Below are 25400 nucleotides of genomic sequence, written 5' to 3'. Positions count from 1 at the left end.
CGCACCACCGGGGGATCACCATGCGCTTCACCACCACACCAGCACTCGCCACCGTCACCGGGGCCGTCGCGCTCACGCTGCTGCTCGCCGGCTGCACCGGCGGCGGTGACGACTCCGGTGACGCCGGTCGGCCGTCGACCGGTCAGGCGACGGCCACGGCCGACGCCGCCGAGCAGGCCGGTCGAGGCGACATCGCCCTTCCGGCCGACTGCGACACCGTCGCGACCGTGTTGGGCCAGGCCGTCGAGGGCCTCACGCTCGACGCGACGACCTCCGAGGTCGAGGACGGGGGCGCGGCCTGCACGTGGACCAGTGAGGCGGACGGTACGCGCGTCGGCTTCTACGCCGAGGTCGAGGAGTACACCGAGGCCGAGATGGACGACGCGGTGCCCGACTCGGACGGTCTCTCGCTCGAACGGGTCGAGGACGACAGGATCGATTCCCTCGGGGGTCGGCTCTTCACCGGTTCGGCCACGGGCGACGCCCCGGTGGCCGGAGGCGGCGCGGTCGTCATCACGCCCCACGGCACCGTGGGCGTCCTCACGGCCGCCCCCACGGGGGTCCCCGTCCGACTCGACATCGACCAGATGGTCGACGCCACGGTGGCCTTCGTCCGCTGACGCGAGCCCCTCGAGGAGGCGCGGTGCCGGTCGACCGGCACCGCGCCTCCTCCGTGTCCCCCTTTTTGTGGGCATGACCGACGAGGGGGGTCTGTGGCATCGTTGAGCCGTTCGCAGAACGGCACGCTCCCACCAGGCGCGCCCAGTGAAGGGGAGCCGCGTGATCAGGGACGAAGCCCGTGAAGAGCGTCGGCAGCGAGCGGTCGAGAGCCTCGGCATCGTCGAGTCCGGCCACGAGGACCGTCTCGACCGGGTGACGCGCGTCGCCCGGGCCGTGTTCGGCGTGCCGATGTCGTCGGTCACGGTCATGGACCACGAGCGTGCGCTCTACGTCGGGCGGGCCGGCTTCGACGACCCCGAGTCCGCGCGCACCGACACCCCGTGCAGCCTCGTCACCGACTCGGGCGAGATCATCACGACCGACGACGCCCGGGCGGACCCGCGGTTCGCCCACCTCGGCGCGTTCCGGGACAACGACCTCGGCTTCTACGTCGGGCACCCACTGCGCGACGGATCGGGCAACGTCGTCGGGTCGTTCTGCCTGATGGACGCCGAGCCCCGTCAGCTCTCCGACGACGAGATGGCCGAGTTCCGCGACCTGGCCGCCTGGGCCCAGGTCGAGCTGCTCGCCGACGCCGACGCCTCGGCCGCCCGGTCGACGCAACAGGCCCTCTTGCCGGCCGCGCCCCTCGAGGTCGAGGGCGTCCGCGTCGAGGGCATCTGCCTGCCGTCGCTGAGCGTCGGAGGCGACTACTACGACTACGGACTCGTCGGCCGGTTCGTGCACGTCGCGGTCGGTGACGTGATGGGCAAGGGCGTCGGGGCGGCCATCATCGGATCGTCCGTCCGTGCGGCCTGCCGGGCGGCCTCACCGCACGTCGGCGCCGCCCGTGAACTCGGCCTCGCGGTCGATCGCATCGAGCGGGCCGTGCAGACCGACCTGCAGCGCACGGGGACGTTCGTCACCTACTTCCACGCCGTCCTCGACCTCGACACGGACGAGCTGTCGTTCGTCGACGCAGGGTCCGGCCTGTCGATCATCGTCCGGGCCGACGGCACCGTCCAGCACCTCGCGGGCACAGGGCTGCCCCTCGGGCTCGACGAGCAGCAGCAGCACGTCACGGAGACGACCCGCTTGGGCGTCGGGGACCAGCTGATCGTCATGAGCGACGGCGTGCTCGACGTCCTCGACGACGAGTCCGACTGGGCCCGCGAGGTCGGGAGACTCGCGGCTCGGCCCCACGCGGACGGCGCCGACGAGCCCGGCCTGCTCCAGTCGATGGCCACCCTCACGCACCGACGACTCTCGCGCGACGACGTCACCGTCGTCGTGATGGACCGTCGCGCGTGACCGACACCCTCAGCCGCCGCGACCAGCGGCTGCTCGACCGCACCACTCCGGCTCGCCGCCTCGTCGCGATCCGCGTCGTGGTGCTGCTGGCGTCGCTCGCCGGCCTGAACTACATCGTCTGGCGCTGGGCCGCGTCGGTGAACTGGTCGTCGTGGTGGATCGCGGTGCCGCTGATCCTCGCCGAGACCTACAGCGTGATCGACTCGCTGCTGTTCGGCCTCGGTGCCTGGCGGCTGCGCGAGCGCGGTGAGCCGCCGGCCGCACCCGACCCCGACACCCTCGAGACGCGCGTGACGGTCGACGTCTTCGTCACCACCTACAACGAAGAGGTCGACCTCGTCATGCGCACCGCCCTGGCGGCGCAGCGCATCCGCTACCCGCACGCGACGTGGATCCTGGACGACGGCGGTCGCCCCGAGATCCGGGCCGCTGCCGAGGCCGCCGGCATCGGCGTCATCACCCGGTCGGACGACTGGGCCGACCGGCCGCGCCACGCGAAGGCCGGCAACCTCAACAACGCGCTGCTCTCGACCGAGGGCGAGTTCCTGCTGATCCTCGACGCCGACCAGGTGCCGAAGCCCGAGATCCTCGACCGCACCCTCGGCTACTTCAAGGACGAGCGCGTCGCGCTCGTGCAGACGCCGCAGTGGTTCGAGAACGTGCCCGAGTCCGACCCCCTGGGCAGCCAGGCGCCGTTGTTCTACGGGCCCATCCAGCAGTCGAAGGACGGCTGGAACAGCGCGTTCTTCTGCGGTTCGAACGCGGTCCTCCGTCGGGAGGCGCTGATGCAGTTGGGTGTCGCGCGGTACGTCACCGAGGTCGAGGCCGCCGTGCGTCGGGCCGTGCGCACCTCGCGCAAGCTGCTCGTGCGCGCCCGGGAGGAGGCCGTCGACCAGCCCCGCGTGCTCGAGGCGCTGGACGACGCCGAGACCGTCGTCGAGCGGGCCCGGGCCGAGTTCGCCGCGGGCGAGTCCATCGGTGACGTCACCTACCGGTTCCAGCGCAGCATCGACACGATCGCGTTCCGCTTCGCCGACGCCGACCTCGCAGCCATGAAGGACGACCTCGCCGACCTCGCCGCCATGTCGCTCGGTCCCGACACGTTCGACGCCCTCGACGAGGCAGCCCTCGACCTGCTCGCGCAGCGGTCGTCCTCGCCGCTGGCCGCCATCGAGTCGATCTCGCTGCTCGTCGGCGCGCTCGACGTCGACCGCGGTTCCGAGGCCCAGGCGATCATGCCCCTGGCCACGATCTCGGTCACCGAGGACATGGCCACCGCGATGCGCCTGCACGGGTTGGGCTGGAGGTCGGTCTACCACGACGAGACCCTGGCGATCGGGCTCGCCCCCGAAGACCTGGCGACCATGATGACGCAGCGTCTGCGCTGGGCCCAGGGCACCATGCAGGTGTTCTTCCGCGAGAACCCGCTCGTGCAGAAGGGGCTCTCGTGGGGGCAGCGTCTCATGTACTTCTCCACCATGTGGAGCTACCTCTCGGGCTTCGCGGCCGTGGTCTACATCGCCGCGCCCGTGCTGTGCCTCTCGTTCGGCGTGGTCCCGGTGCAGGCCTACAGCGTCGACTTCTTCGCCCGCCTGATCCCTTTCCTGGTTCTCAACCAGGTGCTGTTCTGGGTGGTCGCGGCCGGCAGGCCGACCTGGCGGGGGCAGCAATACTCGCTGGCACTCTTCCCCGTGTGGATCGCGTCGGTCACCACGGCGTTCCAGAACGTCTACCGCGGCCGGGCGCTCGGGTTCTCGGTCACCCCCAAGACCAAGCAGGCGGCCACCGGCCCCCGCTGGGACCTCGTCCGCCCGCAGATCTGGGCCGTCGCCTGCCTCGTCGCCGCGCTCGTGCTCGTCGGCATCCGTTACGCCACCGGGCAGGCCGAGGGCATCGCGCCGCTCGTCAACATCGCCTGGGTGCTCTTCGACCTGGTGATCTTCAGCATCATCGTCCGGGCCGTCCTCTATCCGGGGCCCTCGGCACCCCACGACAAGGAACCATCATGATGACCGTCACCGTCGAAGCCGTCGAAGGCGGCTGCGTCCTCTCACCGCAGGGGCGTCTCACCGTCGTCTCGACACCTCAACTGCGCGACGAGGTGGCGGCGCGCCTCGCCGCCGGCGACCGGCTGATCGTCGTCGACCTCTCGGGCACGACCTTCGTCGACTCGTCGGGCCTCGGAGCCCTCGTGTCGTGCCTCAAGTCGGCGCGTCAGGCCGGGGGAGACCTGCGGCTCGTCGCCCCCACCGAGCAGGTCTCGATGGTGCTGCGCCTGACGAACCTCGACCGCATCCTCAAGCCCCGCGCCTCGGTCGCGGCCGCCCTCGATGACTGAGCGTCCCGGCCCCGTCATGATCGACGTGGCCGTCGAACCCGAGAGCATCGACCTGGTGCAGAACGCCTTCGAGTCCTGGTGGACCTCGCTCGGCGACGACTCGCTCGAGACGCGCTTCTCGTTCGAGACCGCGATCGTCGAGATCGCGGCGAACGTCATCGAGCACTCCCGTCGCTCCGAGGCGGACCTCGGTCGGCGCTTCACCCTCGAGCTGTCGGCCACCGACGACCGTCTGACGGCCGTGTTCCACGACAACGGCATGCCCAGCGACATCGACCTCAGCGCCGTCTCGATGGCCGACCTCGAGGACGAGGACGGCCGCGGCCTGGCCCTGGCGCTGCTCAGCCTCGAGAGCCTCGACTACCGCCACGAGGACGGCCGGAACGTGTGGACGCTCGTGTGCCGACGCTGAATCACTTGTCGACTCCGCCGCGGCGGCGGCTGGTCCGCCGGATCGGCGCGGCCCTGCTCGCCGTCGCGGCCCTCGTGCCGCTGGCGCTGGGACCGGCGGTGCTCGGGGACGCGACGTCCGCGGCGGCCGCCACCGCGCCTCCTGAACCCTCGGGCACGTGGTTCGGTCCGGACCTCGACTGGGGCTCGGACGGCCCGGACGGCTACGCCGCTCGACTCGGCGCCACGCCGTCGCTGTACGGCGTCAACATCGACTACCCGCTCGACGGCCCGGCCGCCGACGAGTGGCGACGGTCGGCCCGTGCCGCGGCCGCCCAGGGCGCCGTGCTCGTGGTCAGCCTGGAGCCGACCGGGCGGCTCACCGACCTCGACGCCGCCGACGCGCGTCGGGCCGACGACCTGCTGACCGAGATCGACCAGCAGTACGGCACGCTGCAGCTGGTGCGCTTCGCGCCCGAGATGAACGGCAACTGGCAGCGGTGGGGGCAGCAGCCCACCGCGTTCGTCGGTGCGTTCCGCACGCTGGCCGACGTGGTCCACACGGGGGACTCCCGCGCACGGATGGTCTGGGCGCCGTCGTACGGTGCGGGCTATCCGTTCTCCGACGCCGTCGGCCGCCTCACCGAGACCCCCTCGAGTGACGTCGACCTGCTCGACACGAACGACGACGGGCGTGTGACCGAGGCCGACGACCCCTACGGGCCGTACTATCCCGGCGACGACGCGGTCGACTGGGTCGGCCAGTCGATGTTCTACTTCGCCAAGGGCAGCGCCTCGACGGCCGCCGGCACGTCGGTGCCCTTGGTCGAGAACCAGGCCCCGGCCGCCGGCGAGGTCGAGGGACGCTTCGACGAGACCTGGGGCTACACCCAGACGCAGCCGTCGACGTTCTACGAGCGGTTCGCCGACGGGCGCGACCGGCCGATGCTGCTCGACACGGGTGCCCTCTACGCCGACGAGTTCGACGGCGCTTCCGAGCTCGACGTCAAACAGGGCTGGTGGCGTCAGGTGTTCGACGCCCTGCCGACCCACGACCGGATCGCCGGCGTCACCTGGCTCGAGGTTGAACGCGACGAGGCCGAGGCCGGCGACCGACCCGTCGACTGGCGGGCCACGGCCGAGCCGGGCATCGCGGAGGCCTTGCGCACCGACCTCGAGGCGAGCGACCGCATCGACCTCGGGCCGGTCACCGACCGCGTCACCTCGACCGACGGGGATGCCGCGACCGTGCAGGTGCGCGACGGCGGCGGCGACGAGATGGGGTGGATCGTGGCCTGTGCCGGGGCGCTCGCCCTGGCCTTCCTGGTGAGCGGCGTCGTCGGTCGGCTGCTGCCCCGATGGCGCTACCCCGACGACGGCTCACCCGCGCGCGACCTGCGCATCGACCTCTTCCGCGGGTTCATCATCCTGGCCGTCGTCATCACGCACATCGAGGTCGCCGGACCGTTCTCGTTCGTCACGCTCAAGGCCGTCGGGGCGATCACGGGCGCCGAGATGTTCGTGTTCCTCAGCGGCATCGTGCTCGGCATGGTCTACCCGCTCGGGGTCAAGAAGTACGGCGAGAAGGCCGCGGCGATCGGCGCGTTCGTCCGGGCGCGCAAGCAGTACGTCGTCACGCTCGCGGTCATCCTGATCGTCTTCGTGCTGAGCTTCGTGCCGTTCCTGAACACCGCCGCGATCACGACCTTCACCGACCGCGGCACGGGCATGACGGGCGCGTCGGCCGAGGGACGCGTCTACGACCTCTACCCGAACGTCGACCGCTTGCTCGACTACCCGCCGCCGTGGTACGCGGTGCGCCAGCTGCTGCTGCTCGAGATGGGGCCGTGGCCGTTCAACATCATGGGCTTGTTCGTCGTGCTCAGCCTGACGATCCCGGCCCTGATGTGGGCGATCAAGCGACGCGCCTGGTGGGCCGTCCTGCTGGTGAGCTGGGCGCTCTACGCCGTCGGCGTGGTCTTCCCCGACGTCCACCTCTTCCCGTCGCAGTTCGAGCCGGTGTTCCCGCTCTTCGCCTGGCAGGTGCTCTTCACCCACGGGCTCGTGATCGGCTGGTACCGACGGCAGATCGTGACGGCGCTGACCACCCGGCTCGGCAAGGTCCTGGTGGGCGCGGGGGTCGTCGGCTACGCCGGGTTCCTCGCGCTGATCTGGGCCGGTCACGCGTACGGCTTCGCACCCGGGCCGATCCCGTCGGGTCTGTACGACACCCTGTACGCGACCGGCTACCAGCGGGTCGACATGCAGTGGGGCCGGCTGGTCGACGTCGCGCTCGTGGCCGTCTGCGTCTACGCGATCCTCACCGTGTTCTGGAAGCCCCTGTCGAAGGCCGTCGGATGGTTCTACGTCCCCCTCGGACAGGCGAGCCTGTACGTCTTCATCTGGCAGGTCTTCTTCGTGCTGGCCGTCGCGTCGATCCCCGGTCTCGACCGCTCGAGCGTGATCGTCGGCACGATCGTCCACGTGGCCTCGGTGCTGCTGCTCTGGGTGATGGTGAAGAAGAAGTTCCTGTTCTCGGTCGTCCCGCGCTGATCAGGGGGCGGCGACCACCAGGTCGAGTCCGGCGTCGACGAGGGCCTTCGTCGCGTCGTCCCCGAGCCGGTCGTCGGTCACGATCGTGTCGAGCTCGGCGAGGCGGAGGGCCCGGTACTTGCCGAAGCGCCCGTACTTCGAGCTGTCCGCCACGAGCACCGAGCGTTCGGCGACCTCGAGCGCGGCCCGCTTGACCTCGACCTTGGCCTCGACGGGCGTGGTGACACCGTGCGCGAGGTCCCACGAGCTCGACGAGATGAACGCCAGGTCGAGCGACAGCTCGGTGAGCGTCAACCGGGTCAGCCGCCCGAGCGTCGACTGGTTCGCGCTGTCGACCCGGCCCCCGACGACGATGAGGTCGACGTCCGGGTGGTCGAAGAACGACCGGACGGTCGCGAGGTCGTTGGTGACGACCGTCAGGCCGGTGACGTCGTCGAGGTGCTCGCGCATGGCCTGCACGGTCGTGCCCGCGTCGAGGTAGACGGTCATGTGGTCGCGCACGAGGGCGGCCGCCTCGCGGGCGATGGCCCGTTTCTGCGCGACGTCGACGTCCTGCTTGACGTCCCGGCTCGCCTCGACCAGCAGCTTCGGCGTCAACTTCGCACCGCCGGGCGTGGCCGTGACCCGGCCCTCGTCCTCGAGGGTCGCGACGTCGCGTCGGACCGTCATCTGGCTGACGCCGAGCAGGTCGGTCAGCTGCCGGTAGCTGAGGACGCGCTCGCGCTGCAGGTGCTCGACGATGCTCTCGCGCCGCTGCTCGGGGATGAGGGGGGCTGTGGGGGACACGTCGGCCTTTCTCGCGTCGGTCAGCCTAGTGCGGCGGGCCCCGTCCACGGCATGCCCGAGGCCGCGGTGATGGCGGCCACCTGGTCGGCGGGGATGAGGCGGCGGTCGGCGCCGTGGGTCAGCAGGGCGATCCGGCAGGCCTCCTCGACCTCGACGGCACCGAGGACCGCACGGTCGAGGTCCTCGCCGCTGACGACGCTGCCGTGGTTGGACAGCAGTGCCGCTCGGAACGGCAGGGGGCTGTCGGTCACGAGCGACCCCATGGCCGGGTCGCCGGGGGCGACGAAGGGCAGCAGCGGCACCTGGCCGACCCGCATGAGCGAGTACGGCGTGAGCGGCGGCACGGCGCAGTGCTCCGACCAGGGCTCGAGGCACGACAGGGCGACGGCGGACGGGGAGTGCACGTGCACGACGGCCTGGTGTTCGGGGTTCTTGAGGTACATCGCGCGGTGCAGCGCGACCTCCTTCGACGGTGCGGGGCCGGCGAGCAGCGTGCCGTCGGGGGCGAGCACCGACAGGTCGTCGACGGTGAGCGACCCCAGCATCGTGCCCGTGCCGGTCATCAGCAGGCGGTCGCCGTCGCGGACGCTGACGTTGCCCGAGCTGCCGGGGCTGAGGCCGGCGGCGACGAGGGCCCGCCCGGCCTCGACGAGTCGTTCGACCGCGGTCCGTGCGGTCACGTCGGTCACTGCGGTCACGAGAGGGCCTCCCAGGCGGTCGAGAACAGGTCGGCGGCACCGAAGTTGCCGCTCTTCAGGACGAGGGCGACCGGTCGGCCGTCGCTCGTCGTCGCGGCGCTCCAGCAGACGCCCGGGCCCAGCGGTGGCCCGATGACCAGGGCGGGTGCCCCGAGTGCCGTCACGACGGCACCGCTGGTCTCGCCACCGGCGACGACGACCAGCCCGACCGTGCCGTCGGCGACGAGGTCGTGCACGAGGGCCGACAGGACGGACTCGACCACGGACGCGGCGGGCGGAGTCGAGGTCGACGGGCCGCGGGGGCCCGCCGCCACGACGTCGGACGGGTCGCCCACCGAGTAGACGACGGGGACGGAGTCGGCGTCGAGACCGCGCACCCAGTCGGCGAGTGCCGCGATCTCGGCCGCGGGGTCGGTCGTGGCGGCCGAGAGGTCGACCTTGCGCGTGGGGTGGGTGGCCGCCGCGTGGGCGATCTGGCCGCGGGTGGTGGCGGACGCCGACCCGCACACGACGAGGCGACGCCCGGTCACGTGCGAGAACTCGGCGGGCAGGGCGGGTGGTGGGGCGTCGTCGGCACCGACTCCGAGGGCCAGGCCCGCTCCGCCGCTGAGGAGGCGGTGGTGTGCCGTCGCCCGGCCGATCGTCTCGAGGTCGGCGTCGTCCACGGCGTCGACGACGAGGTAGCCCGACGGTGCGTCGTCGAGGGTCGATCGGAGGGCGTCGACCCCGGCGCGGACGTCGTCCAGGTGGATCTCGGTCACGGGGGTCGGTGTCTGGGGTGCGAGGAGGTCGCGCAATCTCGAGCGTGTCATGGGCGTCAACGGGTGGTGACGCATCGACGAGTCCTCGAGGAGGTCGTCGCCGACGAAGAGGCGTCCGTCGCGGACGGTGCGGCCGTTCGCGGGGAACGCGGGGACGACGATCGCCCGGTCGACCCCGAGCCGGTCGCGGAAGGCGTCGAGGACGGGCCCGATGTTGCCCTCGTCGGTCGAGTCGAAGGTCGAGCAGTACTTCAGGGCGAATCGTCCGGCGCCGGCCTCGACCAGCCAGGCCAGGGCGGCGGTCGACCGATCGACGGCCTCGTCGACCGGGGCCGTGCGGGTCTTCAGGGCGACCACGACGGCGTCGACGCCTGCGTACGTCGCCGGCTCGACGGCTGCGGGGGCGACGACGACCACGGTCTCGAGGCCGCGGCGGCGGAACCCCGAGGCGAGATCGGTGGCTCCGGTGAAGTCGTCGGCGACGGCACCTATCAACATGCGGGACCTCTCGGTGGCGGGCGGGCTCACGGTGCCGCCGTGTCGGCGTCGCGAGCACGGACAGTCTATGTGACTATTTGGTGCGATGTTTGACAATTTGATAAGTCTCGCTACAGTTGCCATGCTCGCCCGGGCCGCTCCTGGCCTCTTGAACGAACGGGAACAACGGTGATCCTCCACTCGACGACGTCTCGCGCGACTCCGGTCCGCGTCCTCCTCACCGGTGCGAACGGTGGGTACGGCCGCACACTGCTCGACCAGCTGCGCCGGCTGCCCGACCTGACGGCCACGCAGCTCGTCGACCCCGACGTCGCCGGGGTGACGGCCATGCTCCACGAACTCGGAGTGCCCGCCTCGTCCGTCGCGACGCCGTCCACGGCAGCGGCCACCGCCGAGGCGGTGTCGGCCGGCTCGGTCGCCGTGATCGCCGACGCCTCGGCCGTCGACTGGGACGGTGTCGACGTCCTCGTCGAGGCCACCGGTCGCATCGAGGCCGGGCACCGCTACGCCGACACCGCTCTCGAGCGCGGCGTGCACGTCGTCATGGTCAGCAAGGAGGTCGAGTCGGTCGCCGGCGTGGCGCTGAGCGCCAAGGCCCGGGTGGCCGGCCTGCGGTACCTGCCCGGTGACGGCGACCAGCCCGCGAACCTGCTGCGTCTCGTCTCGTGGGTGCTCGAGTGCGGTTTCGACGTCGTGGCCCTCGGCAAGTCGGGCGAGTACGACCTCGAGTTCGACCCCGCCACGGGCGTCGTCGACCAGGCGGGCACGACCATGGACGCCCCGGCCCTCGCGTCGTTGCTCGACCTGGGCGAGGACCCCCTCGCCACCGTCGAGGCACGTGCCGCCGCGGTCGCCGACCTCAAGCGGGCGGCGGCCGCCGACTCGTGCGAGATGAACGTCGTCTCGCTCTACACCGGCGCCCACGCCGACGTCGAGGCGATGCACTACCCCGTCGCCCGCCCGGACGAGCTCGCCGACCTGTACACGGCACGCGAGGACGGCGGTCTGCTCGACCGCACCGGCGTCGTCGACGTCTTCTCGATGCTCCGCCTGCCGGGCGAGGCCAGCTTCGCCGGCGGCGTCTTCGTGATCGTCCGCACGGGGGACCCCGTCACCTGGGAGACGCTGCGGGGCAAGGGCCACGTCGTCAGCCGCGACGGCCGTCACGCCTGCATCTACTGGCCGTACCACTTCATGGGCGTCGAGACCCCGCTCAGCATCGTCGCCGCGGTCGACGGGACGTCGCGCCTGCCCGAGCCCCGGCAGCACACGGTCCTCGCGGCCCGGGCCGGCGAGGCCCTGTCGGCCGGCACCGCGTTCCGCGTCGAAGGCCACCACCACGAGATCGCCGGTGTCGCACCCGTGATCGTCGATCCCGACGACGACGGGATCGCCCCCTACTACCTGCTCGGCGGCGCGCGACTCGTGGCCGACGTGGCCCCCGGCGCCCTCGTGCGACTGGACGACCTCGCCGACGTTCCCGAGGCGGCGCTGGCGGCCTACCGGGCCGGGCTCGCGCTGGGTCGCTGACCCGCGCCTCCTCGGCCTTCCCCCCCCCGACCCCGTGACACCCCGAACCAGGAGATCGACGACGATGCCCTTCACCCCCGACCCGACCGACCCGACCCCGGCGGCGACCTCATGAGCGTCGAGCTCGTCGCGCTGATCGTCCTCGTCGCCGTCTTCGCCCTCTCGGCGATCCGCAACGTGCACATGGGCGCCCTGGCGCTCGTCGCCGCCCTCCTGGTCGGCGTGCTCGTCGTCGGCGAGAGCCTCGACGACGTCCTCGGCGGCTTCCCGGTCGACGCCCTGCTGATCCTGCTCGGCATCACCTACCTGTTCGGCATCGCCCGCGAGACCGGCGTGGTGGACTGGCTGGTCGACCGCTCGGTCGGACTGATCGGCGACCGCGTGGCACTGATCCCCTGGGCGATGTTCGTCATCGGCACGCTCGTCGCGTGCCTCGGGACGTCGCACGCCGCCTTCACGATCGTGCCGATCGCGATGAGCCTGGCGCACAAGCACAAGATCCACTCGACGATGATGGGCATCGTCATGAGCTCGGCGATCGTCGGCGGCGCCCTGGCCCCGACGAGCATCAACGGCATCACGGTCATGACCGTGGCGCGGGCCTCGGGCATCCCGTACAACCCGGGGCTGATGTTCGGCCTCTCGGTCGGCGTGAACACGCTCGTCGTGCTGGTCGCCTTCTTCCTGTTCGGTGGTCGCGAGCTCATCGCCCGGACCCGGGCGGCGGGCGTCGCCCGGGCCACGGTGGCGGCCGGCGGGACCGACGGCACCGGCACCTCCGTCACCGGTGGTGGGCACGGTCAGGGCGGCACCGCCGTCCTCACGGAGCCGGCCACCGCCACCCGACTCGGCGCCTACCAGCTCGTCGTGCTCGTGAGCATCCCGGTGCTGATCGTCGGCTTCTTCACGATCACGTTGCTCGACGTCGACCTCAACCTCGGTGCGGTCGCGCTGACGCTCGCCGTCTTCCTCGCCTTCCTCAAGCCCGACGTCGGCCGGGCGTCGCTGGCGCGCATCGACTGGAACACCATCCTGTTGCTCGGCGGGATCATCACCTACGTCGGCGTCCTGACGCGGCTCGGCGCCATCGACCAGCTCGGCGAGGTCGCCCGCTCGGTCTCGTCGCCGCTGCTCGCCGCGTTCGTCATCTGCGTGATCGCCGGACTCGTGTCGGCCTTCGCCTCGACCATCGGCATCCTGGGTGCGCTCATCCCGCTCGCCGTCCCCCTGCTCGTCCCGGGCGGCGGACTCGAGATGACCGGCTTCATCTACGCCCTGGCGATCTCCGCCTCGCTCGTCGACTGTGCCCCGTTCGGCACGACCGGCGCGACCATCGTCGCCTCGGGCGTCGAGGAGGACCGACCGCGCCTCTACCGCCACCTGACCCGATGGGGCCTCTCGATGGTGGTCATCGGACCGGTCGTCACGCTGCTGGCGTTCGTGGTGCCGTTCCTCTGGGCCTGACCGGTCGGGCCTGAACGGCCGGGCCTGACGGCCTCGAGGACGCAGGAGGCGCGGGTCGCGTGACCCGCGCCTCCTGCGTCCCCGATTTTCTCGCGACGTCACCCAAACGGGGGAGGCGTGCGGCTCCGAAGACATGCCCGGGTGCCCCTGGGCGCCCCGTGCCCGACCGACCCCGTCGCGGCACGACGTCGGCGGCCCGAACCGCCGGCACCGTCGGGAGCCCGAACTCCCGGCACGGTCGGGAGCCCGAATTCCCGGCACGGACTCTGGTGTCAAGGACGACACCGGGGTCTGCGGGGGTTCGTCAGGCGAAGGCCAGACGCAGCCGGTCGATCACGATCGGGTCGACGTCGGCGACTCGGCAGATGAGCGGGTCCCGCTCGATCAGGCTGAGTGCGGCACGGATGCGACGACGTTCGGTGTCGGTGACGTCCGCCGCCACTCGATCTCGGCGCGAGACGAGCGACCCGAGGGTGGCGATGTCGACGAGGTGTCGCGTGTGGTCGTCTCCCGGGATCTCGACGGCGGCGGCCTTGGCGAGGAGCGCGCCCTGCAGGGTCGGCCGCGGGACGACGCCGTCGCGGCCGTTCACCCGGACCTCGACCGGGAACGTCCGGTGGACGGCACCCTGCGCGCCGGGGGCGGCGAGGGTCGTTCCGCCGGTGACACCGCGACGTGACGACGCCCGTTCGCCGAGGAAGCGGGGGATGAGGACGTCGATCTGCGCATCGCCCCGTACCCAACGGTGCTGATGTCCCTCGAAGCTCTGGCCGTCCGCCACGAATCCGCAGTCGCGGAGGACCGTCGTGAACCGCAGCAACATCGTCGGATGGGCCCGCACGTCGAGCACGGTGTCCGCGTCGTTCGTCGGTCGGGCGGACACGTCGACCCTCGCTCCCAACAGTGCGACTGGACCATCTGGCCGCCGACGACGGCCCAACCGGCCGGCAGGTGGGCATGCACCTCGAAGAGGGCGTGCCACGCCTCGGCTTGGGCGGTGCGTAGCGCAGGGGCGACGATCAGCGTGAGCCCTCGAGGATCAACCTGTCGGCCGCGGCCCGTTCTCGTGGCCCGGTGCTGGTCGCGAGGTCGGCGATGAGGGCACCCAACGGCAGCGGGCGCGGTGCCGCATCGTCGTGGACCCTGAGCGTGACGTTCGGTCGGCGGGACCGGACGAGCAGGTACTCGAGGACCACGGCGTCGAGGTCGGCAGCGGACACGTGCGCCTCGAACCTGCCTCCGTCGTTCATGCCCGATCGGTCGTCGCTGCTGCCCCCGGCAGTCAGTCGGGCGTCCGACCGGAGATCCGGCAGGTCGGCTGCAGGAGCCTCGAACCCGAGGGCGGTCGGGTACGCCGTCCGCAGCCAAGGGGCGAGCCTGGCGGACGGCCTCGCCTCGAGGCGGAGCTCGGCGACACGGGCGGTGGTCCGACGGCGCTCACTCGACGAGAGGCCCTGGGCCCAGCCGGGGTCGTCGGAGAGCCGTGCCACGAGGGCATCCGCGGACCGACGCGAGAGCGGGCGACCGGGGAGGTGCCGATGGGGAAGGGCATCGTCGATCAACCACCGTCCGCCGACCCACCGGGCGTCGAGGAGCCCGGCTGCCGCGGCCGCCTGGGCGCGCCGGATCGAGATGTCGTGCTCTCTCGCGTACTCGGACGCGCTCACCTCGGCCATGGTGACCACAACCATACGTGAACGCGAACCATTGTGGAACCCCGAGCCTCACCGCCGCGGCGGCCCCGTCGTCCCGCGCACCACGAGCCGGGTCGGCAGCTGCACCTCGGGCGCGGCCGGTTCGCCGCCCTCGAGCATCGTGAAGAGCATGCCCGCCGCCGCGCTGCCGAGCCGCTGCATGGGCTGCTGCACGGTCGTCAACGGCGGCGACTCGCGTGACGCCTCGGGGATGTCGTCGAACCCGACGATGCTGAGGTCGTCGGGCACGCGCAGGCCGAGGTCGAGGGCGGTGCGCAGCAGGGCGATGGCCGAGAGGTCGTTCGCGGCGAAGACGGCGGTCGGCCGGTCGGCACTGGTCAGCAGCGAGCGGGCCGCCTGGCGCGAAGCCGTCAACTCGAAGTCGCCGTTGCGGGTCAGGCCCGGGTCCCGCGTGATGCCGGCCGCCCGCAGCGCCTGCACGTAGCCCGCCTCGCGCAACGACGCCGACCGCAGGTCGGGGCGCCCGGCCAGGAAGCCGATGCGCCGGTGACCCAGGCCGAGCAGGTGCTCGACGGCGAGCAACGCGCCGCCGCGGCTGTCGGCCTCGACCGACGGCAGGTCGGTACGCCCGGTGTGCGGGTCGACGGCCACCACGGGGATGCTCGCGGCCGTCGTCAGCACGGACGGCGTGACGAGGATCGCCCCGTCGATCAGCGTGCCGCTCAGCCGACTGAGCGAGCGACGCTCCCAGCCGGTGTTCTCGCCGCGGTGCGCCCCGCTGTAGGCCAGCAGGTCGTACTCGGCGCCCCGCGACCGCACGGCCGCCCCGACGCCCTTGAGGACCTCCGAGCTGAACGGCTCGAAGTCGGCGACCAGCACGCCGATCACCCCGGTGCGGCGGGCCCGCATGCTGCTGGCCACCAAGCTCGACTCGTAGCCGAGCTCGTCGACCGCCGCCATCACGCGCTCGATCGCCCGGGCCGAGACGCCGTAACGGCCGTTGACCGCCTTCGACACCGTCGCGACCGACACCCCGGCCGCCCGTGCCACGTCGTGGATCGTCACCCGTGCCGTCATCACGTCGGCAGCCTAGCCCGACGGAAATGGTTTTCGAAAACGTTTGACACCGTCCCGGACATTTTTGACACTGAGGCCATGCCGCGCATCGGAGCACGGCACGCTCGGCCGACCACGGCCGCTCAACGAAGAGGAAAAGGTGGAACCATGACCACATCTCGACGGCTCCTGGCCGGGTCTGCGGCCCTGCTGATCGGAGCGGGACTGCTGACCGGCTGCAGCACCGGGGGCGGGGGCGGGTCGGACGACGGCACGCTCACCCTCTGGCAGAACTCGACGACCGGCCCCGGCCAGGACTTCTGGACGGCGACCGCGGCCGACTTCGAGAAGGCCAACCCGGACGTGAAGATCGACGTCCAGACCGTGCAGAACGAGGACTTCGACAGCAAGCTGCAGACGGCCCTCAACTCGGGCGACGCTCCCGACGTGTTCCTCCAGCGCGGTGGCGGCAAGCTGCAGGCGATGGTCTCGGCCGGACAGGTCAAGGACCTCACCGACGTCATCTCGGACGACGCGAAGGCCGACATCAGCGAGGGCACCTTCGGATCGGGTTCGGTCGACGGCAAGGTCTACTCGATGCCCGTCGCCGTCCTGCCCGGTGGCTTCTGGTACAGCCAGGACCTCTTCGACGCGGCCGGCATCACCGAGGCCCCGACGACGATGGACGAGCTCGACCAGGCCGTCACCGCCCTGAAGGGCTCGGGCGTCTCGCCCGTGGCGCTCGGCGGCAAGGACGCCTGGCCCGCCGCGCACTGGTACTTCTTCTTCGCGCTGCGCTCGTGCAGCTCGGACGTGCTCGAGCAGGCCGCGACCGACCGCGACTTCAGCGACGACTGCTGGGTCAAGGCCGCCGAGGACCTCGCCGACTTCCGCGACACCGAGCCCTTCAACGACGGGTTCCTCACGACGGCCGCCCAGCAGGGCGCCGGCAGCTCGGCCGGCCTGATCGCCAACCACCAGGCGGGCATGGAGCTCATGGGTGCCTGGAACCCCGGCGTCATCGCCTCGCTCACGCCCGACCAGCAACCGCTGGCCGACCTCGGCTGGTTCCCCTTCCCCGCCGTCGACGGCGGTGACGGCGAGACCGGCGCCATCATGGGCGGGGTCGACGGGTACTCCTGCTCGGCCGGTGCGCCCGACTCGTGCGTCGACTTCCTGAACTACCTGGCGACCCCCGACGTGCAGACGGCGTACTACAAGGCCTTCAACGCGCCTCCCGTCAACACGGTCGCCCAGGAAGCCGTCACCGAGCCCTACCTGCAGGACGTGCTCAGCGCCTACAACGACGCCCCGTTCGTCTCGCAGTGGCTCGACACCGTCTACGGCCTGAACGTCGGCAACGCGATGAACGTCGCCGTGGTCGACCTGCTCTCGGGCGACGGCACGCCGCAGCAGTTCGTCGACGCCGTCGACGCCGCCGCCAAGAAGGCGTAGAGGTCGGATCGTGAGTCTCCGCGAACCCTCCGTGCGGCCCGCCGCACCCTCGCGGCCTCACGCCACCGCCGGGGGCGAGGCACTCGCCTCGCCCCCGGCGGCCTCCCGGGCCGTGTCCCGGAAGGGGCGTGGCGCCCGCGGCCTCGAGATCGCCCTGCTCGTCGGCCCCGCCCTCGTGGTGTTCCTGGCCTTCGTGGTGTTCCCGATCGTGATGGCCGCCTACTACGGCTTCTTCAGCTGGTCCGGCTTCGGCCCGCCGACCGACTTCGTCGGGTTCCGCAACTACGTCACGATCTTCCTGGACCCGACCTTCCTCGACGCGTTGCGGCACAACGCCACGATCGTCGTGCTCTCGCTCGTGCTGCAGGGCCCGGTCGCCATCGGCCTCGCGTTGCTGCTCAACCGCAAGCTGCGCGGTCAGTCGCTGATCCGCGTGCTGATCTTCGTTCCGTACGTCATCAGCGAGGTCGTCGTGGGCACGGGCTGGAGCCTCATGCTCCAGGGCAGCGGCGCCGTCAACGACCTGCTCACCAAGGTCGGCCTCGGTTCGCTCGCGACCGACTGGCTCGCCGACCCCAGCATCGCCATCTGGACGCTGCTGGTGATCATCACCTGGAAGTACGTCGGCTTCGCCGTCATCCTCTTCCTCGCCGGACTGCAGGGCGTGCCCGAAGAGCTCAGCGAGGCCGCGGCGATCGACGGCGCGAGCTGGTGGCAGATCCAGCGCCGCATCACGCTGCCGCTGCTCGGCCCGACCCTGCGCATCTGGGCGTTCCTGTCGATCATCGGCTCGCTGCAGCTGTTCGACCTCGTCTACATCATCTGGGGTCAGTACATCGCGGCGACCGCCGGCACCTCGACCATGGCGACCTACATGGTCGCGAACGGTCGCACCTCGGGCAGCTACGGCTACGGCAACGCCGTCGCGGTCGTGCTGTTCCTCATCTCGCTCGTCGTCGCCCTCGTCTACCAGCGCTTCGTGCTGCGACGCGACACGGCCGGGGCCGTCACGACCTCGGCGACCACCGCAGGAGAAGAACGATGACCGCCTCGACCCTCACCGCGCCTCCTCGGGGCCGCGGGCCTGCCGCCACCGGTGACCGACCGCCGAAGCGCAGGAGGCGCGGCATCGCCGATCCCGGACGCGGCGTCGCGTACGTGGTCGCGGCGGTCGTCATCGTGGCGATGCTCGCGCCCGTCGCGTTCATCGTGATCGGCGGCTTCCGCACCAACGCGCAGATCACGACCGACCCGTCCGGGTTCCCCAGCCCGTGGCAGGTCGGCAACTACCTCGACGTCCTGACCGGCGGCACGTTCTGGCGACAGGTCGGCAACTCGCTGATCTCGGCCGGGGCGACCACGATCGGCACGGTCGCGCTCGGCCTGGCCGCCAGCTACGTGCTGGCCCGGTACCGCTTCGCCGGTCGCGGGGTGCTCTACGCGCTGTTCGCGGCCGGGCTGATGTTCCCGATGACCGTCGCGATCACCCCGTTGTACCTCGTCATCCGCGACCTCGGGCTGACGAACTCGCTGGCCGGCGTCATCCTGCCGCAGATCGCCTTCGCCCTGCCGACGACGATCATCATCCTCGTGCCGTTCCTCCGCGCGATCCCCGACGAGATCGAGGAGGCCGCGTTCATCGACGGCTGCAGCCGCCTCGGGTTCTTCTTCCGCATGGTGGTGCGGCTGTCGCTGCCGGGCGTGATCACCGTGGGCATCCTCGCGTTCATCGGCGCCTGGAACTCGTACCTGCTGCCGCTGTTCATCCTCAACGACCCGTCGACGTTCACCCTGCCGCTCGGCGTCCAGGCGTTCTCGTCGCAGTACTCGGTCGACACGGCCCGGGTGCTCGCCTTCACGGCGTTGTCGATGCTGCCCGCGCTGATCTTCTTCAGCCTCTTCGAACGCCGCATCGTCGGCGGGCTCACCGGGGCGGTCAAGGGATGACCGCCACCGACACCGTCACAGACCAGGAGGCGCGAGCCGAGATGACCGACACCGCCCACCGACCGCAGGCCCTCACGGTCGGCGAACCCCGCGCCTCCGACCGGGTGGCGTCGCTGCTCGCCGAGATGACCCTCGACGAGAAGCTCGGCCAGCTGGTCGGCTGGTGGGTCGACCAGGGAGCCGAGAACGTCGCCCCGATGCAGGGCGAGATGGCGACGTCGGGCGACTACGTCGAGGCGACCCGCCACGGGCTCGGGCACCTGACGAGGGTCTACGGGACCAGGCCGGTGGACCCGGTCGAGCGCGCCTCCTGGTTGTGGCGCGAGCAGCGCCGTCTGCGCGACGAGACCCGGCTGGGCATCCCCGCGCTGGTGCACGAGGAGTGCCTGACCGGACTCGCCGCCTGGCAGGCCGCGACGTTCCCGACGCCGCTCGCCTGGGGTGCGTCGTTCGACCCCGAACTGGTCGAGCGCATGGCCCGGCTGATCGGCGGATCGATGCGCGACCTCGGCGTGCACCAGGGTCTCGCCCCCGTGCTCGACGTCATCCGCGACACCCGGTGGGGCCGGGTCGACGAGTGCATCGCCGAGGACCCCTACGTCGTCGGCACGATCGGCACCGCCTACGTGAAGGGACTGCAGGCGGCCGGCGTTCACGCGACGCTCAAGCACTTCGTGGGCTACTCGACCTCGGCGGCGGGGCGCAACCACGCGCCGGCGCAGGTCGGGCCGCGGTTCGTCGAGGACGTGCTGCTGCCGCCGTTCGAGATGGCCGTGCTCGACGGCGGGGTGCGCTCGGTGATGAACTCGTACGCCGAGATCGACGGGGTGCCGGTCGCCGGGACGCCGTCGTACCTGACCGACGTGCTGCGTCGGCGGTGGGGGTTCGACGGGGTCGTCGTGTCGGACTACTTCTCGGTGGCGTTCCTGCAGGTGATGCACGCGGTGGCGGCCGACCGGGGCGAGGCCGCGGCGCTGGCCCTCGAGGCCGGCATCGACGTCGAGCTGCCCACCGGCGACGCCTACCTCGAGCCGCTCGCCGAGCGCGTGCGGGCCGGGGAGGTCGACGAGGCGCTGGTCGACCGGGCCGTCCTGCGCGTGCTCGCCGAGAAGGAGGAGCTCGGGCTGCTCGACGAGACGTTCGAGACGCCGCCGCCGACCTCGATCGACCTCGACTCGGCCGAGCACCGGGCGGTCGCCCGCCGCCTCGCCGACGAATCGGTCGTCGTGCTGACCAACGACGGGGTGCTGCCGCTGGTGCCGGGCGTCGTCGGTGCGGCCGGTGCCGCTGCCGCTGCAGGTGCCGGCCCGGCCTCGGTCGCGGTGGTCGGCCCGAACGGTGACAGTGCCGAAGCCCTGATGGGCTGCTACTCGTTCGTCAACCACGTGCTGGCGCACCACCCCGGCGTGCCGCTCGGCATCGAGTTGCCGACCGTCGCCGAGTCCCTGCGCACCGAGCTGTCCATGGCCGACGTCGTGGTCGAGGCCGGCTGCGACGTCGAGGGCGACGACCGGACACGGATCGCCGCTGCGGTCGACGCCGCCCGCGGCGCCGAGGTGGCCGTCGTGGTCGTCGGCGACCGGGCCGGCCTCTTCGGGCGGGGCACCGTCGGTGAGGGCAACGACGTCGAGAGCCTCGAGCTGCCCGGGGTGCAGCGCGAGCTCGTCGAGGCCGTCGTCGCCACGGGCACGCCGACCGTCATGGTCGTGCTCTCGGGGCGGCCGTACGCCATCGGCTGGGCGGTGTCGGGTGCGGGGGCACCGGCCGCCGTCGTCCAGGCCTTCTTCCCGGGGGAGGAGGGCGGGGCCGCCGTCGCCGGCGTCCTGACCGGCAGCGTCGAGCCCTCCGGGCACCTGCCCGTGTCGCTGCCGCGGTCGGCCGGGGCGCAGCCGTTCTCGTACCTGCACCCGATCCTCGGCGGACCGTCCGAGGTGACGAGCGCCGACAGCACGCCCGTGCTGCCGTTCGGGCACGGGCTGTCGTACACCTCGTGGCGACGCTCCGACCTGCTCGTCGACTCGGCCGAGGTGCCGGCGGGCGGCTCGTTCGTCGCGTCGGTGACGGTCGCCAACACGGGCGACCGTCCCGGGACCGACCTCGTGCAGCTCTACGCGCACGACGTCGTGGGCTCGGTCACCCGGCCCGTCGCGCAGCTGCTCGGCTACGCGCGCGTCGCGCTCGACCCCGGTCAGGAGGCGCGGGTCGTCTTCCGCGTCCCCACCGCCCGTCTGGCGCTGACCGACCGGCAGCACCGACGGGTCGTCGAGCCCGGTGACGTCGAGCTCTGGGTCGGCGGCTCGTGCGCCGAGCGCGAGACCGAGGCGGCCGTGCGCCTGACGGGCGACACGTACCCGGTGACGATCGCCGACGAGCGCATCGTCGGCGTCGAGATCGAGACGTCCGTCGGGAGCTGACCCGCGCCTCCTCGGGTGGCCGACCCGCGCCTCCTCTGCCCGTGAACCCCGTTCCGTGCGATGAACCACGAACCTTCGTGGTTCATCGCACGGAACGGGGTTCGTCGCGGTGAGGCGGGAGCCGTGGCGGATGGAGGAGCGAGGGGAACGAGACGGGCAGGAGGCGCGGGGCGGCCCCCGCGGTCAGGGGGCAGTAAGGCGACATGTGTAGCCTTACGGCGGTCGCGCACCGCTGCGCGGCCACTGGCCCGGCGCCGCGTCGGGCCCACCGAACGAGAGAACCGGAGCCCGTCCCATGGAGCGTTTCACCGACAAGGTCGTCCTCATCACCGGCGGAGGGTCCGGCCTCGGCCGGGCGACCGCCGTCCGCGTCGCGAGCGAGGGGGCGAAGCTCGCCCTCGTCGACGTGTCCGAGAAGGGCCTCGCCGACTCCCAGGCCGCCGTGCTCGAGGCCGTCCCCGCGGCCGAGGTGCTGACCGTCGTCGCCGACGTGTCGAGCGAGGGCGACGTCGCCCGCTACGTGTCGGCGACGGTCGACCGCTTCGGCCGCATCGACGCGTTCTTCAACAACGCGGGCATCGAAGGCAAGCAGAACCTCACCGAGCGCTTCGGTGCCGACGAGTTCGACAAGGTCGTCTCGATCAACCTGCGCGGGGTGTTCCTCGGTCTCGAGAAGGTGCTCGGCGTCATGCGCTCGCAGGGCGACGGCGGTGCGGTGGTCAACACCGCGAGCGTCGGCGGCATCCGCGGGGTCGGGAACCAGTCGGGCTACGCCGCGGCCAAGCACGGCGTCGTCGGCCTGACCCGGAACTCGGCCGTCGAGTACGGCGAGTTCGGCATCCGCGTCAACGCGATCGCCCCCGGCGCCATCTGGACGCCCATGGTCGAGGCCTCCATGCGACAGATCGACGCCGAGAACCCCGAGAAGGCCGCCGAGCAGTTCATCCAGATCAACCCGACCAAGCGCTACGGCAAGGCCGACGAGATCGCCTCGGTCGTGGCGTTCCTGCTGTCGGACGACGCCACCTACGTCAATGCGGCGGTCGTGCCGATCGACGGCGGGCAGTCCGCGAAGTACTGATCCGTACCCGGCCGGCCGGCCCGCGCCTCCTCGGGGCGCCGCCTCGTGCCTCTCCTGCTCTCGAACCCCGTTCCGTGCGATGAACCCACCTTCTTCGTGGTTCATGGCACGGAACGGGGTTCGTCGCGGAACGGCAGGTCGAGCCGGCCGTGCGGGAGGGTCGGCGCGGGGTGCGGCCCGCGTCAGCGGACGGTGACCTGCACCGGCTTCGAGACGCTGGTCGAGACCGTGCTCGCCCCGGCGTACGAGGCCGACAGCGAGTAGGTGCCCGCCTGCGCGAACTTCGCGACCGCGACGGTCACCCGCCCCGAACCCGTGGCCGACAACGTCGCCGTGCCGACGACCTTGCCGCCGGCGGTCACGGTGACGGTGCCGGTCGGGTTCGGGACGCCCGCGGCCGAGACCGTGACGGTGACGCTCGAGGCGGTGTTCTTCTTGACGGCGGTCGACCCGGGCACGAGGGCGCTGGTCGACGTCGCCTTCGTGACGGTCATGCTGGCCGTGCCGCTCGTCGACGACGTCAGCGAGGCGTCGGCCGGCGTGAAGGTCGCGACGAGGCGGTGGGTTCCCACGGTCGTCGTCGAGGGCAGCGCGTAGCTCGCCTTGCCGCCCGAGACGGCGACCTGTGCCACGCGGGTGCCGTCGAGCGACACCGAGACCGTGCCGGTCGGCACGACCCCGCCGACGCCGGTGACGGCGACCGTCACCGTCACGGGGGTCGAGCCGTAGGCCTGGGTGCTGCGGTTCAGTGTCAGCGAGGCCGTCGTCGCCGCTTTGTCGACCGTGACCGGGACGACCGTCGAGTCCGACGCGGCCTGGGCGGCCGAGTCGGGGACGAAGGAGGCGCGCAGCGAGTGGGCACCCGCGGCCGTCGTCCCCGGCAGGGTCACCGCGGCGCGTCCGCCGGCCCCGACCCGTACGGAGCCGACGACGGTGGTGCCGTCCCGCAGCGTGACCGTGCCGACCGGGGCGGACCCGTCGGCCGTGGTGACCTGCGTGGTGGCCGTGATGCGCGTGGTGGAGCCGTAGGTCTGGCGGGTCCGGTCGACCGTCAGCGCGCTCGTGGTCGTCGTGGCGGGAGCCTTCTTGGCGGCCCCGGCGAGCGTGACGTCGAGCACCGCGCCTCCCGACGGGGTCATGGAGCGGACCGACACGGTGAAGCCGGCGTTCGCACTCGTGAACGACTCGCCCGCGTCGAGGTGGGTGTCGCGACGGCTGGGGTCGCGCTTCGCGTCGAGACCGACGGCCAGGGCGACGGTCGACACCGTGCTGCCCGAGAGGGTGAGCGGTCGGAGCACGCGGACGCTGCCGGTCGCCTTGTCGCTGGTGAGAGCGCACCGGGTGAAGCCCGACGCGACGAGCGCGCAGGACGCCGCCCGGCCGCCGAACTCGGCGCTGGTCGCGTCCGTACCGGTGGCGGTGCGGTACTCGACGTAGTAGTCCTGCCCGCTGAGCGGATCGACGACCTTGAGGGCGCGGCCCTTGGCGGTGCCGTCGAGCGAGGTGACGGTGATCTGCCGGGTGGTGCCGGCCCCGCTGAGCGTGGTGACGTCGGTCAGGAAGCCGGCGCGGACGCGCTGCACGGACGACAGGTGGGGTCGGGCCGACGAGACCGAGTAGCCCATGATGTCGAGGAAGTCGCCGTACTCGAGCACGGGGCAGGCGGCGGGGGTGTCGGTCGACGTGGCGTAGCGGTAGTCGCTGGCGGCCCCGTCGAACGAGGTCGTGCTGCGGCACATTCCGGCGCCGGCGTGGCCGAAGCCGAGGTTGTGGCCGAACTCGTGGAGCAGGACCGGCACGCCGAGCGCGGTGCCCGCGCCGTACGAGCTGAAGACCTCGCCGCCGTCGCCGCCGACCGTGCCGAAGGCCGTCGCCGTCGTGCCGCAGGTCTCGCGGCTGAGGACGATCAGGTGCTCGTTGGTCCCGGCCCAGGCGTACTTCGCGAACCGACCCCCGAAGGCCGAGGTGTGGACCGTGTTGAGGACGGTGGCGGGGACGCACGAGGCCTGGTCGAGCGGACGGGTCTCGATGCCGGCGAGCGTCACGTTCACGGTGTGGCCCGACTCCTCCCACCAGTAGTCGTGCAGCTGCGTGACGGCGGTGCGGACCGAGGCGTCGTCGGGCGGCGTGGCGGAGTCGTCCGAGGTGGCCGCGGTCACCGTGGCGATGCTGACGTAGACCGGGTGGTTCGTCACCCCGGCCGCCGGCGACACGGCGTCGTCGGTCTGTGCCTTGAGGAGGGGCGCGGCGGGCACCTTCACCATGTCGCGGGACAGGTCGGCCGCGACGCCCGCGGTGACCGTCGAGGCGGCGGACGTCGACGCGGAGGTCGAGGCCGCGGCCGTCGTGACCGGGACCGTGCCGGCCGAGACGGACGAGGGGGCGGCTTGGGCCGGTGCGGACACCAGGGCGGTGAGCACGAGGGCCGCGGCGGCGGCGGTGGCCGCGAGACGGCCGGTCGGGAACGAGGGCATGCAGGACTCCAAGAGGTCTCGGAGGCGCGAGTCGTCACCGAGGATGTGCTGCTCCGGCGGACGTCGGGGAACGCCGGAGGTCCTGCCGCCTCGGCGGACGTCGGGGAACGCCGAGGCAGCAGGGCTCGCCGGCGGACGTCGGGGAACGCCGGAGAGGTGACGGCAGCGAGCCGTCGGTGGGGGTTCATACCCACGAATGGAACTCAACCACCCCCGTCCGCCGGCGCGGACCCCCCGTACGAGTGGGCGGGCACCCCCAGAACAGGACCGTTCGGGACTTCCGTGGCCGCGCCTCCTGCCTGGGCGTCAGCCCTGACGAACCGGGGGTT

At 71.9% G+C, this 25400-nt stretch carries 20 protein-coding genes; 13 read left to right on the top strand and 7 right to left on the bottom strand.

Features of this window, described 5'->3' with window-relative positions; all coding sequences use genetic code 11:
- Nucleotides 1–20 precede the first annotated feature (20 nt).
- From AC1MBW_RS04365 to opgC, 6 genes are all read left to right on the top strand, one after another.
- Complete coding sequence (locus AC1MBW_RS04365) at nucleotides 21–620, top strand: hypothetical protein (RefSeq protein ID WP_054144856.1); 600 nt, start codon at nucleotides 21–23, stop codon at nucleotides 618–620.
- Nucleotides 621–780: 160 nt separating this feature from the next.
- Nucleotides 781–1971, top strand: coding sequence for a GAF domain-containing SpoIIE family protein phosphatase (locus AC1MBW_RS04360; RefSeq protein ID WP_161805423.1), 1191 nt, complete (start codon nucleotides 781–783; stop codon nucleotides 1969–1971).
- A 68-nt stretch (nucleotides 1972–2039) separates the two neighbouring features.
- A complete protein-coding gene (locus AC1MBW_RS04355) occupies nucleotides 2040–3980 on the top strand; it encodes a glycosyltransferase (RefSeq protein WP_369813568.1) in 1941 nt (646 codons plus the stop codon).
- Nucleotides 3977–4309, top strand: coding sequence for an STAS domain-containing protein (locus AC1MBW_RS04350; RefSeq protein WP_055977855.1), 333 nt, complete (start codon nucleotides 3977–3979; stop codon nucleotides 4307–4309). Before AC1MBW_RS04355 ends, AC1MBW_RS04350 begins: the two co-directional genes overlap by 4 nt.
- Nucleotides 4302–4721, top strand: a complete 420-nt coding sequence (locus AC1MBW_RS04345) for an ATP-binding protein (RefSeq protein ID WP_480025584.1) — start codon at nucleotides 4302–4304, stop codon at nucleotides 4719–4721. The genes AC1MBW_RS04350 and AC1MBW_RS04345 overlap by 8 nt, the downstream gene beginning before the upstream one ends.
- Before the next feature lie 5 nt (nucleotides 4722–4726).
- Entirely contained in the window at nucleotides 4727–7252 is a 2526-nt protein-coding gene (opgC, locus tag AC1MBW_RS04340) for an OpgC domain-containing protein (RefSeq protein WP_480025583.1), read from the top strand.
- On the opposite strand, the gene AC1MBW_RS04335 is transcribed toward opgC, so the two are convergent.
- The 3 genes from AC1MBW_RS04335 to otnK are packed head-to-tail and all read right to left on the bottom strand — an operon-like array spanning nucleotide 7253 to nucleotide 9995.
- On the bottom strand, nucleotides 7253–8038 hold the full coding sequence (locus tag AC1MBW_RS04335; protein WP_480025582.1) for a DeoR/GlpR family DNA-binding transcription regulator: 786 nt from the start codon (nucleotides 8036–8038) through the stop codon (nucleotides 7253–7255). It abuts the gene before it with no gap.
- Nucleotides 8039–8058: 20 nt separating this feature from the next.
- Nucleotides 8059–8736 carry a class II aldolase/adducin family protein gene (locus tag AC1MBW_RS04330; protein ID WP_235451118.1) on the bottom strand — a complete coding sequence of 226 codons (678 nt, stop codon included), beginning with the start codon at nucleotides 8734–8736 and terminating at the stop codon, nucleotides 8059–8061.
- Nucleotides 8733–9995, bottom strand: a complete 1263-nt coding sequence (otnK, locus tag AC1MBW_RS04325) for a 3-oxo-tetronate kinase (RefSeq protein ID WP_480025581.1) — start codon at nucleotides 9993–9995, stop codon at nucleotides 8733–8735. Before otnK ends, AC1MBW_RS04330 begins: the two co-directional genes overlap by 4 nt.
- 168 nt (nucleotides 9996–10163) lie before the next feature.
- Between otnK and AC1MBW_RS04320 the strand changes: the two genes are divergently transcribed.
- Nucleotides 10164–11525 (top strand): homoserine dehydrogenase, encoded by a 1362-nt coding sequence (locus AC1MBW_RS04320; protein ID WP_480025580.1) that lies wholly within the window; start codon nucleotides 10164–10166, stop codon nucleotides 11523–11525.
- Between the two features lie 111 nt (nucleotides 11526–11636).
- Nucleotides 11637–12989, top strand: a complete 1353-nt coding sequence (locus tag AC1MBW_RS04315; protein WP_480025579.1) for an SLC13 family permease — start codon at nucleotides 11637–11639, stop codon at nucleotides 12987–12989.
- 304 nt (nucleotides 12990–13293) lie between these two features.
- On the opposite strand, the gene AC1MBW_RS04310 is transcribed toward AC1MBW_RS04315, so the two are convergent.
- The 3 genes from AC1MBW_RS04310 to AC1MBW_RS04300 all read right to left on the bottom strand — a co-directional run bounded on the left by AC1MBW_RS04310 (nucleotide 13294) and on the right by AC1MBW_RS04300 (nucleotide 15721).
- Nucleotides 13294–13872 (bottom strand): hypothetical protein, encoded by a 579-nt coding sequence (locus tag AC1MBW_RS04310; RefSeq protein ID WP_480025578.1) that lies wholly within the window; start codon nucleotides 13870–13872, stop codon nucleotides 13294–13296.
- Between the two features lie 136 nt (nucleotides 13873–14008).
- Nucleotides 14009–14680 carry a hypothetical protein gene (locus tag AC1MBW_RS04305; RefSeq protein WP_480025577.1) on the bottom strand — a complete coding sequence of 224 codons (672 nt, stop codon included), beginning with the start codon at nucleotides 14678–14680 and terminating at the stop codon, nucleotides 14009–14011.
- A 33-nt stretch (nucleotides 14681–14713) separates the two neighbouring features.
- Nucleotides 14714–15721 (bottom strand): LacI family DNA-binding transcriptional regulator, encoded by a 1008-nt coding sequence (locus AC1MBW_RS04300; protein WP_480026072.1) that lies wholly within the window; start codon nucleotides 15719–15721, stop codon nucleotides 14714–14716.
- A 147-nt stretch (nucleotides 15722–15868) separates the two neighbouring features.
- Between AC1MBW_RS04300 and AC1MBW_RS04295 the strand changes: the two genes are divergently transcribed.
- The 5 genes from AC1MBW_RS04295 (at nucleotide 15869) to AC1MBW_RS04275 (ending at nucleotide 22597) form a co-directional block, all read left to right on the top strand.
- On the top strand, nucleotides 15869–17155 hold the full coding sequence (locus AC1MBW_RS04295) for an ABC transporter substrate-binding protein (protein ID WP_480025576.1): 1287 nt from the start codon (nucleotides 15869–15871) through the stop codon (nucleotides 17153–17155).
- Nucleotides 17156–17165: 10 nt separating this feature from the next.
- On the top strand, nucleotides 17166–18200 hold the full coding sequence (locus AC1MBW_RS04290) for a carbohydrate ABC transporter permease (RefSeq protein ID WP_480025575.1): 1035 nt from the start codon (nucleotides 17166–17168) through the stop codon (nucleotides 18198–18200).
- Complete coding sequence (locus AC1MBW_RS04285) at nucleotides 18197–19102, top strand: carbohydrate ABC transporter permease (RefSeq protein WP_054147387.1); 906 nt, start codon at nucleotides 18197–18199, stop codon at nucleotides 19100–19102. The genes AC1MBW_RS04290 and AC1MBW_RS04285 overlap by 4 nt, the downstream gene beginning before the upstream one ends.
- A 41-nt stretch (nucleotides 19103–19143) precedes the next feature.
- Nucleotides 19144–21516 carry a beta-xylosidase/alpha-l-arabinosidase gene (locus AC1MBW_RS04280; RefSeq protein WP_480026071.1) on the top strand — a complete coding sequence of 791 codons (2373 nt, stop codon included), beginning with the start codon at nucleotides 19144–19146 and terminating at the stop codon, nucleotides 21514–21516.
- 295 nt (nucleotides 21517–21811) lie between these two features.
- A complete protein-coding gene (locus AC1MBW_RS04275) occupies nucleotides 21812–22597 on the top strand; it encodes an SDR family oxidoreductase (RefSeq protein ID WP_480025574.1) in 786 nt (261 codons plus the stop codon).
- A 182-nt stretch (nucleotides 22598–22779) separates the two neighbouring features.
- Here AC1MBW_RS04275 and AC1MBW_RS04270 read toward each other — a convergent pair whose 3' ends face one another.
- Nucleotides 22780–25071, bottom strand: a complete 2292-nt coding sequence (locus tag AC1MBW_RS04270) for an Ig-like domain repeat protein (protein ID WP_480025573.1) — start codon at nucleotides 25069–25071, stop codon at nucleotides 22780–22782.
- Between the last annotated feature and the right edge of the window lie 329 nt (nucleotides 25072–25400).

The organism is Frigoribacterium sp. AP1, assembly GCF_056680555.1.
The sequence above is the reverse complement of the archived record's forward strand: the minus strand, read 5'-3'. Positions and strand labels throughout refer to the sequence as shown.